The organism is Rhizobium sp. ZX09, from assembly GCF_017357485.1.
GTDB lineage: Bacteria > Pseudomonadota > Alphaproteobacteria > Rhizobiales > Rhizobiaceae > Agrobacterium > Agrobacterium pusense.
In genome coordinates this window covers 593,699-609,756 of record NZ_CP031363.1, presented here as the reverse complement: position 1 = coordinate 609,756, position 16,058 = coordinate 593,699, and the positions used below count along the sequence as shown (strand labels likewise).

The 16,058-nt window shown below is 63.6% G+C and carries 20 protein-coding genes; 1 reads left to right on the top strand and 19 read right to left on the bottom strand.

Annotated features, from left to right (window positions below; all coding sequences use genetic code 11):
- Positions 1-113 precede the first annotated feature (113 nt).
- The 13 genes from BTN45_RS03000 to BTN45_RS02940 form a co-directional block, all read right to left on the bottom strand.
- Positions 114-542 (bottom strand): membrane protein, encoded by a 429-nt coding sequence (locus tag BTN45_RS03000; RefSeq protein WP_037091716.1) that lies wholly within the window; start codon positions 540-542, stop codon positions 114-116.
- 104 nt (positions 543-646) lie between these two features.
- On the bottom strand, positions 647-2,047 hold the full coding sequence (locus tag BTN45_RS02995) for a HAMP domain-containing sensor histidine kinase (RefSeq protein ID WP_004440792.1): 1,401 nt from the start codon (positions 2,045-2,047) through the stop codon (positions 647-649).
- Entirely contained in the window at positions 2,037-2,708 is a 672-nt protein-coding gene (locus tag BTN45_RS02990) for a response regulator transcription factor (RefSeq protein ID WP_003509815.1), read from the bottom strand. Before BTN45_RS02990 ends, BTN45_RS02995 begins: the two co-directional genes overlap by 11 nt.
- A 92-nt stretch (positions 2,709-2,800) precedes the next feature.
- On the bottom strand, positions 2,801-3,055 hold the full coding sequence (locus BTN45_RS02985) for a hypothetical protein (RefSeq protein ID WP_003497070.1): 255 nt from the start codon (positions 3,053-3,055) through the stop codon (positions 2,801-2,803).
- Between the two features lie 140 nt (positions 3,056-3,195).
- Positions 3,196-3,402 (bottom strand): hypothetical protein, encoded by a 207-nt coding sequence (locus BTN45_RS02980; protein WP_004440775.1) that lies wholly within the window; start codon positions 3,400-3,402, stop codon positions 3,196-3,198.
- Between the two features lie 30 nt (positions 3,403-3,432).
- Positions 3,433-7,236: a glycoside hydrolase/phage tail family protein gene (locus BTN45_RS02975; protein ID WP_207588867.1), complete on the bottom strand. Its 3,804-nt coding sequence runs from the start codon at positions 7,234-7,236 to the stop codon at positions 3,433-3,435.
- A 17-nt stretch (positions 7,237-7,253) separates the two neighbouring features.
- Complete coding sequence (locus BTN45_RS02970) at positions 7,254-7,688, bottom strand: NlpC/P60 family protein (RefSeq protein WP_207588866.1); 435 nt, start codon at positions 7,686-7,688, stop codon at positions 7,254-7,256.
- Positions 7,685-8,569 (bottom strand): DUF2163 domain-containing protein, encoded by an 885-nt coding sequence (locus tag BTN45_RS02965; protein ID WP_207588865.1) that lies wholly within the window; start codon positions 8,567-8,569, stop codon positions 7,685-7,687. Before BTN45_RS02965 ends, BTN45_RS02970 begins: the two co-directional genes overlap by 4 nt.
- Complete coding sequence (locus BTN45_RS02960; RefSeq protein ID WP_006700100.1) at positions 8,566-9,204, bottom strand: TIGR02217 family protein; 639 nt, start codon at positions 9,202-9,204, stop codon at positions 8,566-8,568. Before BTN45_RS02960 ends, BTN45_RS02965 begins: the two co-directional genes overlap by 4 nt.
- 113 nt (positions 9,205-9,317) lie before the next feature.
- On the bottom strand, positions 9,318-9,899 hold the full coding sequence (locus BTN45_RS02955; RefSeq protein WP_207588863.1) for a phage tail tape measure protein: 582 nt from the start codon (positions 9,897-9,899) through the stop codon (positions 9,318-9,320).
- A gap of 44 nt (positions 9,900-9,943) precedes the next feature.
- Positions 9,944-10,189, bottom strand: a complete 246-nt coding sequence (locus BTN45_RS02950; protein WP_207589618.1) for a rcc01693 family protein — start codon at positions 10,187-10,189, stop codon at positions 9,944-9,946.
- Positions 10,186-10,545 carry a gene transfer agent family protein gene (locus BTN45_RS02945; RefSeq protein ID WP_207588861.1) on the bottom strand — a complete coding sequence of 120 codons (360 nt, stop codon included), beginning with the start codon at positions 10,543-10,545 and terminating at the stop codon, positions 10,186-10,188. Before BTN45_RS02945 ends, BTN45_RS02950 begins: the two co-directional genes overlap by 4 nt.
- Positions 10,545-10,952, bottom strand: a complete 408-nt coding sequence (locus BTN45_RS02940) for a phage major tail protein, TP901-1 family (protein ID WP_004440755.1) — start codon at positions 10,950-10,952, stop codon at positions 10,545-10,547. Before BTN45_RS02940 ends, BTN45_RS02945 begins: the two co-directional genes overlap by 1 nt.
- 89 nt (positions 10,953-11,041) lie before the next feature.
- Here BTN45_RS02940 and BTN45_RS02935 point away from each other — a divergent pair, with 89 nt between their 5' ends.
- Complete coding sequence (locus BTN45_RS02935) at positions 11,042-12,241, top strand: MFS transporter (RefSeq protein ID WP_207588859.1); 1,200 nt, start codon at positions 11,042-11,044, stop codon at positions 12,239-12,241.
- A 6-nt stretch (positions 12,242-12,247) separates the two neighbouring features.
- Here BTN45_RS02935 and BTN45_RS02930 read toward each other — a convergent pair whose 3' ends face one another.
- From BTN45_RS02930 to BTN45_RS02905, 6 genes are all read right to left on the bottom strand, one after another.
- The gene (locus BTN45_RS02930) at positions 12,248-12,643 is read right to left on the bottom strand and encodes a DUF3168 domain-containing protein (RefSeq protein WP_004440751.1); all 396 of its coding nucleotides are present in this window, start codon (positions 12,641-12,643) and stop codon (positions 12,248-12,250) included.
- Positions 12,640-12,981: a phage head closure protein gene (locus BTN45_RS02925; RefSeq protein WP_207588857.1), complete on the bottom strand. Its 342-nt coding sequence runs from the start codon at positions 12,979-12,981 to the stop codon at positions 12,640-12,642. The genes BTN45_RS02930 and BTN45_RS02925 overlap by 4 nt, the downstream gene beginning before the upstream one ends.
- A gap of 3 nt (positions 12,982-12,984) precedes the next feature.
- Entirely contained in the window at positions 12,985-13,554 is a 570-nt protein-coding gene (locus BTN45_RS02920; RefSeq protein WP_207588855.1) for a head-tail connector protein, read from the bottom strand.
- A 169-nt stretch (positions 13,555-13,723) separates the two neighbouring features.
- Entirely contained in the window at positions 13,724-14,992 is a 1,269-nt protein-coding gene (locus BTN45_RS02915) for a phage major capsid protein (RefSeq protein ID WP_207588854.1), read from the bottom strand.
- A 31-nt stretch (positions 14,993-15,023) separates the two neighbouring features.
- On the bottom strand, positions 15,024-15,614 hold the full coding sequence (locus BTN45_RS02910; RefSeq protein ID WP_004440741.1) for an HK97 family phage prohead protease: 591 nt from the start codon (positions 15,612-15,614) through the stop codon (positions 15,024-15,026).
- A 28-nt stretch (positions 15,615-15,642) separates the two neighbouring features.
- Positions 15,643-15,963, bottom strand: coding sequence for a DUF6107 family protein (locus BTN45_RS02905; protein ID WP_003509186.1), 321 nt, complete (start codon positions 15,961-15,963; stop codon positions 15,643-15,645).
- Positions 15,964-16,058: the final 95 nt, after the last annotated feature.

Here is a 16,058-nt window from a genome sequence, read left to right as displayed (position 1 = left end):
GGATGACGCGAATTTGAGACATCACGCCGCACCGCAGGCCGTTCCCCCGGCTGCACCGCCATGCCTCTCTTGTCACCGCAAAGGGCCCGTGACCTTGATTTGCGTCAAACCGGTTATGTCAGCGGCGACCAGCTTCCATCGGCATTGCGGCAGGCTGCGCCACGCGCCCGGGTTTCGCGTCCGTCTACCGTCAGGGTGTGCGAATATTGCCGGCAGTTCTGGTTGCCAACCTGATAGGGCGCATTGGCGACCACCTGGCCCCTGGCGTCATCGCCCGTCCAGGTGACAGGCGTGCCGACCGGGGCCGTCTCCAGCGCCTTATATTCGGCCTCCAGCGCCTTTGTCTGGTCACCCCTGTCAAGCTGCACGCCGCTTCGCCCGACAATACCGCCTTCCAGATTGGCAAGGAAGGGCGTGGAGGGCTGTGACGAACGGCCGAAAAGACCGCCGCCTGCCGGGCGGGTGCCCGTGGTGGTGCAGGCGCTCAGCATGGAAACGCACAGGATCGAGAGAAGTGCCGGGCGTGACACCAGCGAACGCATCGTCACGGAGCGGCAGCCATCATACACGTCAACCAAACCCTGTCCTCTTTCCTACCGCATTGCATCAATATACCAGCGTTGAATTTCTTGCCTTTTTTCTCGGCTCACGCAAGCTCTTTCGAAAGGCCGGGCAAAATCAGATCTGCCTTCAACCCGCCGATGGCGCTGCGCGACAGCGAAAAGCGGCCATGGTACTCTGACACCACCTCTGAAACGATCGACAATCCGAGGCCCGTGCCGGGGCGGCTCTCATCCAATCGCCGCCCACGCTTCATCGCTTCGCTGATCTGTTCCGGCTCAAGTCCCGGCCCATCATCCTCCACCGTCAGCTCCACCCAGGCGCGACGGGCGATTTCGGCGTCGGAGGATGGGTGCGTACCGGTCGCCAGCGTAATGACCACACGCGTCTGTGCAAAACGCGCGGCATTTTCGAGAAGGTTGCCGACGACCTCTTCCAGATCCTGCTGCTCCATGCCGAGTACCGCGCCGGGTTGCTCGAAATTCAGCACGAACTGCTTGTCGGGGTTCAGGCGGCGCATGACACGCACCAGCCGTTCCAGCGCCGGTTCGGCCTCCACGCGGGCAAGGATGGAGCCGCGCTGGGCGGCGATGCGGGCGCGGGAGAGATAGGATTGCACCTGCGCCTGCATGGCGTCCGCCTGCGCCCGCACCAGATCGCCGTGCTGCGGATCGAGCGTGCGGGCTTCGTTCAGGAGAACGGCAATCGGCGTCTTCAGCGAATGGGCGAGATTGCCGACCTGCATGCGCGCGCGCTCCACAAGCCTTCGGTTGCTATCGATCAGTGCGTTGACCTCGTTGGCGAGCGGCTGGATTTCGCGCGGGAATTCGCCTTCGAGGCTTTCCGCCTCTCCGCCCCTGATCTTGCCAAGTGCGACGCGAGCCTGATCGAGCGGCCGCAGACTGTAGAGAATGGCAAGACCATTGACGACAAGACTTCCGACACCAAAAACGGCAAGCGCCAGATAGAGGCTGTTGGAGAAGTCCCGCACATCGTCTTCCACGACGTTCAGATTGCCGGAGACACGGAAACGCGCTGCACGCCCCTCGCCATCCAGCACGACTTCGGTTTCCGCCACCCGCACCTGATTGCCGGCCTCGTCGGTGACGGCATAAAAGCGCTCGTAGCGGTTATCGAAGGGGGCATCGAGAATGCTCGGCACCGGAAGGGTGGAAACGCCGAGCGAGGAAGAAACCAGCGGCGCGGTCTGGAAATTGCCGAGCGGTTCCACCACCCAGTACCAACCGGTATCAGGCTGCGAAAACCGGAGATCGCCAAGCTGCGGGCTGCCGGCCAACGTATTTTCGTTGGAAATCGTCACGGAATTGATGACGTTATAGAGCTGTGCCCTGAGAAGATCGGTGAAGCTGCGCTCCACGCCCTGGCGGTAAAGCGTCGAGATCACGACGGCGATCACCACCAGCGCCAGCACCGACCACAGCGAGGCGAGCAGCAGGACGCGGGCGGTGAGAGAATTACTTCGCATCTGCCGGCGCTTGCATCCGGTAACCGAGACCACGGATCGTCTCGATCAGATCAACCCCGAGCTTCTTGCGCAGACGTCCGACAAATACCTCGATCGTGTTGGAATCGCGGTCGAAATCCTGATCGTACATATGCTCGACCAGCTCCGTGCGCGATACGACCTCACCCATGTGATGCATGAGATAGGACAGGAGCCGGAACTCGTGCGAGGTGAGTTTCAGCGTCGTGCCGTTGACGGTCGCCTTGGAGGACTTTGTGTCGAGCCGGACCGGGCCGCAGACGAGTTCGGAAGAAGCGTGGCCGGCCGCGCGGCGGATGAGCGCGCGCACGCGGGCAAGAACTTCCTCGACATGAAAGGGCTTCGTCACATAGTCATCGGCGCCGGCGTCGATGCCCGCCACCTTGTCGCTCCAGCGGTCGCGGGCAGTCAGGATGAGAACAGGCATGGCCTTTCCGGCCGCGCGCCATTTTTCGACGACGGTAATGCCATCGAGTTGCGGCAGGCCGATATCAAGAACGATGGCGTCATAGGGCTCGGTGTCACCGAGATAATGGCCTTCCTCGCCGTCGAATGCCTGATCGACGACATAACCGGCCTCCTTGAGAGCATCGGTCAGCTGACGATTGAGATTGGCATCGTCCTCAACAACGAGAATACGCATTGTCCGCCCTTTCCTGTGTCCCGGCCCGCGCGCGTGGCCGGTCATGCTAGATGTCTCGGATCGTTTTCCGATATTTCGGCGATGCGGGCAAGCTACATCGGCACGCGCATCGTCACCTTGCGCGGGCGCTCGCCATTTCCCTGGACGAGAACGGTGACGACACAGGACTGACCGTCGCCGGAAGGATAGACAGAAAGAAGCTGGCCGCCGGTTTCGCGTACAACGCGGGCCACGGCCGCGCCGCAGTCGCTGGCAGCGAGAATGTAGTGGCCCTGCAAATCAGCCTCGGGCGCCGTGAAACCGGAAAGCCCGGCTGCAAGCGTCGCGATGATGAGAGGTGATGCCATTCTACAAACTTCCACAAAAAAAACGGGTGCGTCTTGAACCGTATTGTGACCGAATATGTAGCGCAAAGCGTCTGAATGGCAAATGAATGCCGCCCCCGCAGCGGGAAGACGGAACGGGAGCGGCGCTTGCGCGAGCTGCGTCAGCGGATGGCACGGGTCGCCGAAAGGCGGCCGTAAAGCGCGATGAGACCGCCAATTCCGCCGGCCACGGTCATCAGGCCGTCGGCCAGCTCACCGTGAAGTCCGGCGGGCAGATCAAAGCCGGCAATGGTGAAAAGCGGGGCGAAGACCGCAATCAGCGCGCCCCATATCGTGCGGGATTGATACCACGGTTTGGTACTGTCCATCTTGTCGTCCTTTGCTTTGTTTTCAGGCATTTATGAAAGCGGGAGAACGGCCTGTGCCGCCACTCCCAGGGGCACCGCGCGGCCGAGCTGGCGGACTCGCACGGAAATGTGATCCCGCAGCGCCGGAAAATCTGTGAGTTCGGCTGTTGCTGGATAAAACCAGAAGGGTTCCGAGACGTCGGCGGTACGCCGCACCTCGTCGCCGTCCAGCACCTCCAACCGATAACGTTCGAAAGCTTCATCCAGCGGAATCTCGCTTGCGTCCCAGCCATCGGCGTCCATCCGCCCCCGGCGTTTCCAGCTGATGAGAACGCCATCCGTTTTTCGCAGCCCGCCAAGATGCACCGGCGCAAGCGGCGTCAGCGCCCGAAATCCGGCCTCGACGGAGAAAGGCCCGACCGGCGCACCGGCCTGTTCCGCTGCCTCGACAATCCAGTTCATTCGCCGGCCACGCTCTCCGGCGAGCAGACCGAGAGGCTGTACCGCGGCATCCAGAACAACCACCGGCGCCCCTGCCGGCGCACCGGTGGCCAACGCGTCTTCCGTGCCGGCAAGGCCGCGCAGGAGAACAGAAAGCCGCCAGCGCGACCGCGCGGTTTCCTCTGCCTTCGCGAAAGCGACGATTTCCCAGACACCATTCGCCGCCCTCACGGCGATGCGGTTCTCGCCGTTCAGCACCGAAAGCGGTTCGGCCGATGCAACTTCGCCGAAAGGCAGATCGAGCACGATGGTATTTGCACGGTCGAAGCGACCGGAGGGTCCAGGCTTCAGCGGCATTGCCAGCGTTGCGATCCTGGCCGGACGGTCTAGCACGACGCGCTGGCCGTATCCTTCCGTGCCTGATGAGGCCGAGACGACGATGTGCCGCCAGGGTTTCGCGAAGGCGGCAACTCGCGCCGACTGCTCGGCCGCCGCACCGTCCTGATACGGCAGATCGAGAAACAGCACTTCCGGCGCGAAACCCTCGCTGCCGCTTGCGCCACGGGCACGTCGCTCGTCCGCCACACCGGCAAAAGTTGACAAGGCCGGGGAAAAGGCCCGCGCTTCCACCTGCCGCACCGCGCCATCCTCGATACGGCTGACCATGAACCGACCTGCGGGCGCCTGCGGAAAGGCGTCCGTTGAGAGACGGATGCAGTCACCCGGTTCCAGCGCAATCTGCCCCGGCGGCAGGGCAAAACGCAGGCTGCGCCGTGCCTGGCGGCTGTCGCGCAAGGCCGCCTCGATCGCCGCTTGCGCCGTTTCCGAAGATAGAGCGGCGTTGAGATCGAGCCGCATGACACGGCTGCCGGCATTCTCCACGCGCCGCGAACGCACGCTCGCCTGCTCGTAGTCCAGCGCCGGGTTGAACGAGGTCAGAACGGCTTCCGCGGGAAAATCGCTGTCGTGGCCGCGATTTTCCGACCACAGCGGTTCACCCTCCAGATCGGCGAGAATGGAAATATCCCGAACGGGCGTGACAGCCCCGTTGCGGGAGCGGAAACGCAGGGTGCCGGCATCCTCCGCCACATCCAGCTGAAATGCCGCGATCAGCGGCTCCAGCAGGCTGCGGGCCGAAGTTACCTCGCCTTGCACATAACCGATGAGATCGCCGCTGATGGCGGAGACGTCGAAAGCGGAAAAGCCGTGATCCGTCAAAATGGCGGCGATGGTGTCGGCAAGCGTCGCCGTTCCCAGCCGGCCGTTAAGCCAGTGGCCCGTGCGCCAGTTACCGCCATCGCTCCACGTTACACCGTTTTGCGGAAAGGCCGGGAAAGGCCGCGCATCCCAGGTCCACAGATAGATCCGGCTCGTATCCACCATCGCGGCATCGCCATTCTCCCAGTGCCCCAGATGCGCCTCCAGAAAACGCCGCTGCTGGCTGTCCGCCCTGCTTTTGCGGGAAAAATGGGGAAAGGCGTTTTCCGCCGATTTCGGATCGGGAAAGACATTGGGGCGTGTCGCGCTCTTGTCCACCGCCGGGCAGCCGAGTTCCGTAAACCAGATGGGCTTCGAGCCCGGCCTCCATGCGGTTGGCGTGGTGCTCTCCTTCCCGCCGGGCCGATCGTAATGGAGATTTTCCCACCAGTTTCGAAGGTCCTTGTAGCGGAATACCCATGGCTTTGCCGTTGTGCCATCGGCAATGGGGGTTCGCCGCCGGGCCGTGCGGTCGGCTTCGCTTGCATAAAACCAGTCGAAACCCTCGCCAGCCGTAACGGCGCGGCGGAAGGCCACAGCGTCATCCGGGCCGGTCATGCCGTCAGGATTGCCGTTTGCGGCATCTTCGTCGCGCCAGTCGGAGAGCGGCATGTAATTGTCGACGCCAATGGCGTCGATGTCTGAACTCGCCCAGAGCGGATCGAGATGGAAGAACACGTCCCCCGAGCCGTCGGCCGGCTGGTGACCGAAATATTCGCTCCAGTCCGCAGCATAGGTTAGTTTCGTCGCCCTTCCGACGACAGCCCGTACATCGCGCGCGAGCCGCACCAGCGCCTCCACGAAGGGAAAGGCGCCGTTGTCATCGCGCAACCCCGTCAGCCCCCGCAGTTCGGAACCGATCAGGAAGGCGTCGACGCCTCCCGCTTTTACCGAGAGGTCGGCGTAATGCAGCACCATGCGTCGATAGCCCTCGGCGCGGGAACAGAAACGATCGATCTCCAGCCGCGCACCCGCGGTACGATCGGCCGATCCGGGCCTCCCGGGTGCGGGAAAGCAGGTGATGCGCCCCCGCCAGGCATAGGCGTCCTGTTCGGCCTTGCCATAGGGATCCGGCAGCCGGTTGCCCGCCGGCACGTCCATCATCACAAAGGGATAAAGGCAGACCTTCAGGCCCCGCGCCTTGAGGTCGGCTATCGCCTGCATCACGCCTTCATCATTCGGCGTGCCGCCATAGGCGGGACCGCCATGATGATGGCTGACCGGATGCGCCCCGGCGCGTGTCAGGCCGGCAACGGACCACGGCGTCGTCTCGCCCTCCCGGTCCCCCACTTCAACACCCGGCAGGATGCGGCATTCGCCCGCCCGCATATCCGTGCCGAACCAGCTCACCACCAGCGCCACGCTTTGAAGAGCGGGGCAAAGCGCCTGCAATTCATCGATGGCAGCGCGCCAGTCCGTCTCGGCCGTCAGCCCGTTACGGTTCATCACGCGGCTTTCACCCATGCCCGTATGCTCGGAAACCGGCACCGTTGCGTAACCATGTTCGGTTGCGCCCGGAATGACGGTCACGGCGCGGATCGACTTCTCCAGCCCGCCGACCGGCCGCACCACCTCGAACTGCATGAGCGGAATGCGGTTGCCATAGGCTTCAAGCGGCAGGCGCTCGATGACGACATAAGCGAGGCCGCGAAAGGCGGGAGCATTGCCGCTCCCCTGTTTCGCCTCGATCAGCGGATCGGGCAATTGCGTTGCGCTGCCGGGATAAAAGCGCATCTCGATGCCGGTCAGGTCAATTTCGCGCCCATCGGCCCAGACGCGCCGCACGAGGGCCGCCTCCCCCTCGCAGAGACCGATGGCGAGATTGGCGAAATATCGATAGGTCTCCGCCCTTGGGCCGCGGTTGCCTTTGCCACCACGTCTCTGCACGACACGGCTTTCTTCGAAACGTGTCGCCCAGATCAGGGTGCCGCCGATCCTCGCCGTACCGTAAAGCCGGTTTATCGCGGCGCCTTCATCCGCACCAGGAATACGCGCGGCCGAGAGCCGTGCCCCGGACACGGTACGACCGTCCGAAAGCAAGGCGCGATCCAAGGCGTTGCCAGCCAGCGCGCCGGCCGCACGCCCGATGATCGCTCCCACGGGCCCGAAAATACCGCCGAGTGCCGCACCTGCTGCCTGAAATAGTATGGTTGCCATGCCTGCCTCAAAAAATCTCAGGGGTCGGGAAATCGGAAAACGCCGGCGATGCGCCGTTTCCAGCATGGCACCAAGGCGGAACGCACCACCGCCGCCTGCTCATAAGCGTGGATGAAATGCCGGGATTCCGCGAGGATGCCGAGATGTTTGGCCGCCGCATCGGCCCGCCAGCGGAACAGCAGCAGGTCTCCGGGCTTTGCCCCGTCCAGGCCCGAAACGCTAGGAAAATGCCGTTGCACGGCCGCCATCAGCCGGTCCTCACCACAGCGCTCGGCCCAGTCAGGCGCATAGGGCGGCGGAAGTTCCGGTTCGCTGCCGTAGAGTTCGCGCCAGACGCCTCGGATCAGGCCGAGACAATCGCAGCCAACGCCCCTTAGCGACGCCTGATGCCGATAGGGTGTGCCGATCCACGGCTCGGCCAGCGCCAGCACCTTGTCTCCCGTCTCGCTCATGGGAACAAGGCCCCGCCGTCGTGGGTGTGACCGCCGCTGGCATAAGAATAGGCGAAATCCGCCCCTGGAAGATGGGGAAAGCCCCTGAAATTCAGCTGATTGGCGAATGTATGCCTGCATGTGGCGAAGCTCTTGTCGCAACCGGCCGTGACGGAAAAGCTGTCTCCCGGCAACGGCGCCTCATCCGGTGGAAGCCAGAAAGAAAGAAGCACGCCGCCATTGCGCTGCTCATGGCCATCGAGATCGAACCCGCGCCCTGCAAGCGGACCGGTGAGAAAACGCACCTTTCCCCCGTTGAAAAAACCATCCGGGAAAGCATCGAGCCCGGTTGCGACGAGATTGCCGGCCGCGTCCACCGCCACCACCCGGGCATTGCCGGTGAACCGCGCCAGAGCAACGCCGCAGCGTGCGTCTCCCAGCGCGGCATCGCAGCGCCGTCCATAAACCCGCCCCTGCGGCTGGTTGAGGCGATGGGCGAAACTGCGCAGCTCGGCGCGAAAGGACCCGCCCGCCCGGGTTACGTCGCCGATCTCGCGCAGGGAGAGAAGCACATGCTCTTCCGGAGCCTGCCAGTTGACGAGGTAAAGCTCCACTCTCGCTCCGTCGAAACGGCCGGCGGCAAGATCCCCTTCTGAAATCGCCTCGCTGGAAAAACCGCCTGCCACTTCACCCGCGCCGGCGCCGAGCCCGGTTTCGCTGTCATTATCGCTGGCCGAAAAACCGCTGGCGGCCAGAAAGGCCGTGCCGGCGAAGAAAAGCGCCTCGTCATGATCGGTGAAGCCGATTTCGGCGCCATCCTTCAACGTCACTTTCCAGCAATGGCAAGTGGTCGTGGCATCGCTTTCAAGATGCCCGGCAAGGGCGGGAGCGATCGTTTTCATGGCAGGATTTCCATCAGCGGAATGGCGGGAATTCGCCCGGCTTCGAAGGCGGTGAGGTTGATGTCGATGCGGTCGGTCGCGAACCGTACCGGTACATCGAATTCATAGCCGGCACGGACCACCGCACCGGCGGGCGGAACCTTTCCGGAACCGAATGTCACCATACCGGTCGCGTAATCGCAGGACATATCCGAAGCGGATACGGGCACACCCTCGACCGATACGAGGACGGAGCCCTCGGCAGGCTTCTGCACCCGGCGGGTGAAGAAGCCACCCGCATCGGCATAGGTCTTGACCAGTTGAAACCGCACCGTGACGCCATCACCCACGCCGATCCTCTGATCGGTCGATGCCGGCGTGTCTCCCGGCGGGCAGGATTTGAAGTCCACGGGATCGCGAAAACGAAAGCCGTAAAGCTCGCCGCGCCGCGCTTCGAAAAAGGCCAGCACCTCATAGAGATCGGTGAGCGAGCGGATGCCCGAGCCGGCGTCATAGGCACGCCTGGCATTTCGCCAGCGCTGATTGCGGCTTTCCCGCCCATTGGAAAGATTGACGATGTCGGTCCGTCTCACCGGCCCGCCGCTCACACCGAGCGCCAGCCGCAGCGGAAACCGCACTTCATGAAATGCCACCATGTCGTTGTTCCTGGATTCATTTCGCTGTTCGGGGTGTGCCGGCCGCAGGCCCTCATCCTTCGCGGTTTGTCCATGCTCGGCAGGCCGGTCGGGACAGGGACAAGGTCTGCATATTACAATCCACGCTGGCCGCGCCCGACGCTGCGCGCCAGCATTGCGGCAATCTGGCCTTCGCTTTTGCGGAAGCTTGCCGCATCCGTCGCCGTGACGTTGAAAATGATCTGGGACCCGCCGCCGGCGGAAGGCGACGCAACACCGAGTGCACCATCCGGGCCGCGCTTCAGAGGCAATATGGCTTCCGCCCCTGCTTCTCCCATCAGGCCAAGCCCGCCGCCCATGGGAAAAAACGCCGGGCTGGAGACGACACCACCCTCGGCGAAAGGCGTAACGCTGCGCCCCGGCATCCCGCCATCGGCGAAAGCGAAGAGCGAGCCGCCGCCGTTCAACAACCCGCCGACGGCATTGCCAATCATGGCCTCAAAGGGTTTGAGCCCGGCGGAAAGCGCGATGCTCGACAGCCGCTGCCCAAGGCCGCGCAGCACATCGTCCAGCCCTTTGCCGCCTGTCGTTGCCGCCTGCAGTGCAGACGTCAGCGCCGCTCCGAACCGTTCGGAGCGGCGTTCGAGATCGCCCATCACTTCGGACAGGGCTTCCGCCTCCTCCCGATTTTCCGCGATCGATCCTTCACCCGCCATCGTACCTGCCTTTCCGATTCAAACTGGAGCTTCAAGTGTTTGAATTAAAAGATTTTCACGAAGCGATGACCGGATGCGTCCCTGTCGGGGAAACGCCGCATCATCGCCTCCATCTCCTGTCGATCCGGGCCGTGTGAACCGGAGCGCACGCCGCCCGTCATGGCGAAAAACTCTCTGGGCGTCAGCCGCCAGAAAACTTCGGAAGAAAGCCGCAGCAGGCAGAAACCCGCATGGAGAACCGCATCCCAGGGAAAGGGGCGCGGCGTCGCATCGCCTGCTGCGGCATTCAGGGGTCCCGCGGCGTCTCCCCTTTCAAACCGCCGAAGGTGGCGGTGAGAAGTTCGGCGACGATGGCGGCATGGCCGGCAATGCCACCCTCCACCGTGGCGCTGGCAACATCCTCATCCGAAAAAACATTGCCGGCGCCGCGCAACCCCGCGCCGATCACCCGGATCATGTCGGTGGCCTTCATGCGTCCGCTCGCAAAACGTTCGGCAAGCGCTGTCAGGTCATCGACTTCGAAGGCGGTTTCGAGCGCGGCAAGCGCGCCGAGCGTCAGGCACAATATGCGCCTCTCGCCGTCGAACAGCGCTTCGATCTCGCCGCGATGGCGGTTCGCCCGCCCATAACGCAACCCTTGCGGCATCACAGCGCTCCAAAGGTCAAAAGACCGGCCGATTCCAGCGCGATCTCAAATTGCACTTCGCCATCGTGACGGCCGGAATACTCCAGCGCCACGATCTGGAACGGCCCGATAATCGTGCCGAAATCGGGTATGACGATCTGCCAGCCGGGAATGGTGCCCGCGAAAAACGCGCCCCGCACGAGCGCATCGCTCGCCGCATCCTTGAATATGCCTGACGCCGTCAGCGCGGCCCTTTGCACGCCGGCACCCGCCAGCAACTCGCGCCAGCGCCCGACGCTTTCCCCATCGGTAACGTCCACCGCCTGGGCGTTAAAGGCCAGCCGCCGCGTTCTGAGCCCGGCAACAGTGACATATGTTCCGGCATTGTTGAATTTCAGCAGAAAATCCTTGCCCTTCTGCGCCACCATCCTGTTTCCTTCCGTTTCGATTGCGGTTGCAGGGTGTTGCGGGCCTGCGACCAAAAGTGTTCCTTGCCCTCGCATTGTGCGATCTTGCCATGTCCGATGCTGCTTCCCCGACGTTCCGTACACGCCTTATCGGCGTGCTGGCGCTTGGGCAGGTCGTCAGCTGGGGTTCCGGTTTCGACATGCTGGCCATTCTCGGTCCACGAATGGGCAGCGAACTCGCCATCGCCAACGAAGTCGTTTTTGCGGGCCTGACCGTGATGATGACCATCAGTGCGCTTTGCGGGCCGCTGCTCGGGCGGATGCTTGTGCGCCACGGCGCAGCGCCGGTGCTGGTCAGCGGCACCCTGCTTTTTGCCTGCGGCTTCGCGCTGCTTGCTTTTGCAGGCGGCGTGACAAGCTATCTGCTGGGCTGGGCGGTGATGGGCTTTGCCGGCGCCTGCGGGCTGACAACGGCGGCACACACCGCCGTGGTGGAGCGCGTCGGGGCGGAAAGCGGTCGATCCCTGACGCTGCTGATGGTCTTTACCGGCCTTTCGGCGGCCGTGTTCCTGCCCGTCACAGCCTGTGCGGAGCAGCATCTCGGCTGGCGCGGCACCCTCATCCTCTACGGCTGTCTGCAGCTGTTCCTGCTTCTGCCGCTTTACCTCTTCGTTCTTCCGAAGAGAAAGGGCGGCAATCCAGGCCAGCGCCCGCATCCTGGCGAAATCCCGGCCTCGCCGGTGGATACGCGGCGCACCTTCCTGCTTCTGGCGGCAATGACCACGCTCAGCGCCTTCACCGCCTTTGGCTTCTCGCCGCTTCTGCCTTTGCTTCTCGTGCATTCAGGCGCATCGCAAGCGCTCGCAATCCAGCTGGCATCGGTGCGCAGCGTGCTGGCGATTACCGCACGCGGGCTAGATTTCCTGCTGGGAAAACGCGGCAATCCCTTCATCACCTGCCTGATCGGCCTCTGTCTTCTGCTGACATCCTTTCTGGTGCTGCTCGTCTTTTCTCCGGCCATACCAGCCTTTGCCGGCTTCATCGCCCTGTTCGGCTTTGGCGCGGGCGTGCTGACGGTCAGCCGCGCCGTTCTGCCGCTTGCAGTGTTTTCTCCGCAGCAATACGGCCTTCAGGCCGCACGGATTTCGCTTCCGCAAAATCTCGCCATCGCCTTTGCACCTGTCATTTTCAGCATGGCGCTCGATCGCGGCGGTGTGGCGGCGATGCTTGGCATCGCTTCCATCCTGATCACCCTTTCGCTGCTGCTGCTGATCCTGCTGTGGAAAACCGTGGCCGGCCAGAAAGCGTAGGGCCCTTCATTCCGTTACCGCCCTGAACCGCATTTCAAGGACGAAGTTCCGTGACTTCGCCTCACGGCGGGAGCGGCTGGACAGCATGTGCATGTTGACGAGCGAAAAGCCGACGAGCGGCAGCGCGGCGTCATCAAGCAGCGCTTTTACCCTTGCGGCGATCTCACCCGTGGATCTGCGGCGATTGGCATCACCCCAGATTTGCAGCGTCAGAAAATGCTCCTCCGCGCTTTCCGTCGCCGTCGAATAATCGCGGGTCTCGACCTCGTCGAAGACAATACATGGCAAAAGGCCACGCGTCAGAAGCCGGTCGACGATGCCGCCGGGGTTGAGGTCTGCCAATTCGGCATCGCCAGCGAGCTTTGCGACGATCGCCTGAAGAAGCGGGTTCGCGGCGCTCATCGGTTTTCCTCTTCGCAACGGCAGACGATGAAGCGGCGGGTTTCGTCGGGATCCATCGCCGTTCGGATGTTGAGGATGCGGGAACCCTTGCGAAAGCGCATCCCGGTGCCGATGTCGATGTCGTTGCGCCAAGTGAGCCAGACACAATGGGTAATCGTCGCCACCTCGGCCGAAGCCCGCTCGTGCGAGGCTTCGGAAACCGGTTCGATGGCGCCCCACAACGCGCGCACGGCGTTCCAGCTTTCGGCGGCGCCGCCCTGTCCATCAGGCGTTTCCGACCGCACTTCCAGTTCCAGTCGCGCCGTCAGCCTGCCGGGATCAAGAAAGACGAGGTTCATGGCCTAAAGCCCCAGACGGCAGAAAGGAGACACCAGCCGCTCATAACCTGCCGGAACTGCGGCCGGCTGGTTTTCCGGCGCGACGGCGCCGCGAAAGGCGAACATCTGCGCCACATGCATCAGCATGGCGCGTTTCAGCGTATCGGGCACATCCGTCGCGGCCTCGCCATGACCGGCGGTGAAATCGATCTCGATGCCATTCAGCTCCCGTTCCGGGGCCGGCGGTTCGCGCAGCCAGAGCCGTGCCGGCCGCGCCGCGCCGTCGAGCAGCTTTTCGGTGGCGGTGATGTCTGCCGCGTGCCCCTGCCCGTCGAAAACCAGAATCGTTTCGATGGCTTGCACCGGCGTCTTGCCAATCAGAATCACGCCCGTTTCGGGCCACCGATCGAGATAAAGCCGCCAGGTCTGGCGCAGGAGGCACAGCCCGGTGGTGCGTTCCAGATGCTCGCGGGCCGCGCGTATCAACGTGGCAAGCAAGGTGTCCTCGTCACCGCTGTCGAGACGCAGATGCGCCTTGACGTCGGCAAGGGTCAACGGCTCCGCCTGCGGCGGATGGATGAGGGCATAGGTCATGGGGTCTCCGGAGATTAGGGCGAGCGGCTGCGTCTTTCGCCTTCTTCCCGCCGGGAGAAGGTCGCGGCAGCGGGTTGAGGGGGCAAGGGTCGGGGTAAACCGAGAGCTTGCCCCCTCATCTGCCCTGTCGGGCATCGGCGGGGGAAGAAACGCGCGGCACCGTCGAGGTTCAATTCACCCCGAACTTCACCAGCTTGATCGCCTCGAAATTCTGCACGCCGCCGCCCACGCGTTTGGTGGTGTAGAAAAGCACATAGGGTTTGGCCGAATAGGGATCGCGCAGGATGCGGACGCCGGTTCGATCAACAACGAGGTAACCGGCGCGGAAATCCCCGAAGGCGATGGCGAAGCTGTTGGCCGCCACATTGGGCATGTCCTCGGCTTCCGTCACCGGAAAGCCCATCAGCGAGGCCGGCTGACCGACGGCAGCCGGCGGATGCCAAAGATAGGCGCCGGTCGTGTCCTTGAAGCGTCGAAGCGCACCCTGCGTCTTGCGGTTCATCAGGAAGGTGCCGTTCTGGCGATGGCCGGCCTTCAACGCATAGATGGCATCGAGCAGCACGTCCATGGGACCGGCGGAGGAAAAGCCCGCCGATACGCCGGTCGCGACATAACCGATATTGCCCCAGCTCCAGTCGTTATTGGCAACGGTCGTATAGGCGAGGAACCCCCTGGGCTTGTTGATGCCGTCGCCGCCAACGAAAGCCGCCGCCTCCTGTTCGGCGAATGCGATGTCCACCTCGGATGCGATCCACGCCTCGATATCGACCGCCGCGTCGTCCAGCAGGCCCTGGGTGGCGGCAGGCATGGCATAAAGCTCCATGGTCGGGAAAGAAAGCTCCGACAGTTTCGGCGTCGCCGTTTCCGGCCGCGCCGCCGTTTCCGAAACCCAGCCGGTGGCGAGCCCGCCGGTGGCGAAGGGTTTTTTAAGCACGGCAGCGGAAACCTGTCGCACCGTGGCGAGCGCCCGGACAGGCGAAATCGCCGTCATGCGCCGGCCGATCTCGCCATCCGTCTCGGTCGGAAGAAGAAAGCCGCCGTCCGCCCCGGCCGAGCCGGCAAAGGCCTTTGCCTCGAGATCGCGCAGCGCGGCTTCCTCGCCCCGGCGGATATAGGCCTCGAAAGCGGTCTTGTGCTCTTCGGCATCCTGCGACAGCGTGTCCTTCCGGCCGAGCGCAGGCCGCGCCTTCTTCAAAGCCAGATCGTCCATGAGCCTGCGGTTGTCGTCGAGCGCCCTGTCGATGCGATCGAGCTTGTCGCGGGTCAGGACATCAGCCACCATCTTGCGCTCGATATCGGCAAGCCGCTGATCGTTGGTCTCACGGAAGGCTTCGAAGGCCTCCATGAACTCGTCGAAGGCGGCCGTCATCGTATCGGGGACGGCCTTCAGCTGCGGCGCAACCGTCATCGGGGCCGGTGTCGTTGTCTGCTCTGTCATGTGGTTTTCCTTGTTGCGGTTTGTCCGGAAATCAGCGTTTGAAGGCGGTATCGAAAAGCGAACGGGCGGCGCGGCGCATGCTGCGCACCAGTTCGGTGTCGCGGTCGCGGAAGAAGCGGGCATGCTTGACATCGGAGACGCGAGCCGAGGGAAGCATTGGGAAAGTCACGACGGAGATCTCCCAGAGATCGGCCTCCAGAATGCGCCGGACACCGGCGCGGGCCGCCTTGCCGGAACGCCCTTCCCTACTTGAACGAACCGTGCGGAACCCGATGGACAGCCCGTCCAGAGCGCCGGTCTTCATCAGCGAATGGACTTCCCTCGACCGGGCGACGCCGGGCGTGAGGATACCCTCGACATAAAGGCCACGCTCATCCTCGCGGATGGTGCGCCAGACGCCGATAGGCTGGGCCGGATCGTGCTGGTAGAGCATGCGGATACCGGACGCACCGCGCTCCTCGATGGAGCGGCGGAAGGCGCCGCGCTCGATCACATCGCGGCCAAGATCGATCTCGCCAAAGACGCTGGCGTAACCGGAAAAAGTGCCGTCGCCGGCAATGCCGCGCAGTTCCAGATTGGCGAATTTACGCGTGGCGGGACGCGGCCCGCGATAGGCGTGCATGGGTAACTCCTGCGATGTGAGGGGAATATCAGGCGCGCGGGCGGGCGCTGTAACGGTCGGCGATGCGCACCAGCACGCCCAACCCCCACCAGGCCCCCATGCTGGCGGCGGCGGAACCCGCCACCATGATTTCGCGACCGGAGAGCGCACCGGCAATATCAAGCTGCTGCACGATCCACAGGCCGATAGGCCCGCCGAAGATCATGCCGCAGGAGACCCCGGTGATAAAACGGCTCGCGGCCTCGCGTTTGCTTTTCGGCAGGAGATAAACGAGCGATACACCCGCGCCCGCCACGGCGCCGGTGATGCGGGCGGCCCAGATGCCGGCCTCATTGGCGAATTCAGACATGGGTAATCATTCCGTTCTAGGATGTTGTCATCGGGCGGACGCGCCGCGTCGCACGCAGCCGCTTCCTGCGCGCCTGCACCGGGTGATTTTACGAA

Excerpts from the sequence above, each read along its gene's own strand:
- BTN45_RS03000 (WP_037091716.1), bottom strand. The coding sequence starts at position 542 with ATGCGTTCGCTGGTGTCACGCCCGGCACTTCTCTCGATCCTGTGCGTT.
- BTN45_RS02995 (WP_004440792.1), bottom strand. The coding sequence starts at position 2,047 with ATGCGAAGTAATTCTCTCACCGCCCGCGTCCTGCTGCTCGCCTCGCTG.
- BTN45_RS02990 (WP_003509815.1), bottom strand. The coding sequence starts at position 2,708 with ATGCGTATTCTCGTTGTTGAGGACGATGCCAATCTCAATCGTCAGCTG.
- BTN45_RS02985 (WP_003497070.1), bottom strand. The coding sequence starts at position 3,055 with ATGGCATCACCTCTCATCATCGCGACGCTTGCAGCCGGGCTTTCCGGT.
- BTN45_RS02980 (WP_004440775.1), bottom strand. The coding sequence starts at position 3,402 with ATGGACAGTACCAAACCGTGGTATCAATCCCGCACGATATGGGGCGCG.
- BTN45_RS02975 (WP_207588867.1), bottom strand. The coding sequence starts at position 7,236 with ATGGCAACCATACTATTTCAGGCAGCAGGTGCGGCACTCGGCGGTATT.
- BTN45_RS02970 (WP_207588866.1), bottom strand. The coding sequence starts at position 7,688 with ATGAGCGAGACGGGAGACAAGGTGCTGGCGCTGGCCGAGCCGTGGATC.
- BTN45_RS02965 (WP_207588865.1), bottom strand. The coding sequence starts at position 8,569 with ATGAAAACGATCGCTCCCGCCCTTGCCGGGCATCTTGAAAGCGATGCC.
- BTN45_RS02960 (WP_006700100.1), bottom strand. The coding sequence starts at position 9,204 with ATGGTGGCATTTCATGAAGTGCGGTTTCCGCTGCGGCTGGCGCTCGGT.
- BTN45_RS02955 (WP_207588863.1), bottom strand. The coding sequence starts at position 9,899 with ATGGCGGGTGAAGGATCGATCGCGGAAAATCGGGAGGAGGCGGAAGCC.
- BTN45_RS02945 (WP_207588861.1), bottom strand. The coding sequence starts at position 10,545 with ATGCCGCAAGGGTTGCGTTATGGGCGGGCGAACCGCCATCGCGGCGAG.
- BTN45_RS02940 (WP_004440755.1), bottom strand. The coding sequence starts at position 10,952 with ATGGTGGCGCAGAAGGGCAAGGATTTTCTGCTGAAATTCAACAATGCC.
- BTN45_RS02935 (WP_207588859.1), top strand. The coding sequence starts at position 11,042 with ATGTCCGATGCTGCTTCCCCGACGTTCCGTACACGCCTTATCGGCGTG.
- BTN45_RS02930 (WP_004440751.1), bottom strand. The coding sequence starts at position 12,643 with ATGAGCGCCGCGAACCCGCTTCTTCAGGCGATCGTCGCAAAGCTCGCT.
- BTN45_RS02925 (WP_207588857.1), bottom strand. The coding sequence starts at position 12,981 with ATGAACCTCGTCTTTCTTGATCCCGGCAGGCTGACGGCGCGACTGGAA.
- BTN45_RS02920 (WP_207588855.1), bottom strand. The coding sequence starts at position 13,554 with ATGACCTATGCCCTCATCCATCCGCCGCAGGCGGAGCCGTTGACCCTT.
- BTN45_RS02915 (WP_207588854.1), bottom strand. The coding sequence starts at position 14,992 with ATGACAGAGCAGACAACGACACCGGCCCCGATGACGGTTGCGCCGCAG.
- BTN45_RS02910 (WP_004440741.1), bottom strand. The coding sequence starts at position 15,614 with ATGCACGCCTATCGCGGGCCGCGTCCCGCCACGCGTAAATTCGCCAAT.
- BTN45_RS02905 (WP_003509186.1), bottom strand. The coding sequence starts at position 15,963 with ATGTCTGAATTCGCCAATGAGGCCGGCATCTGGGCCGCCCGCATCACC.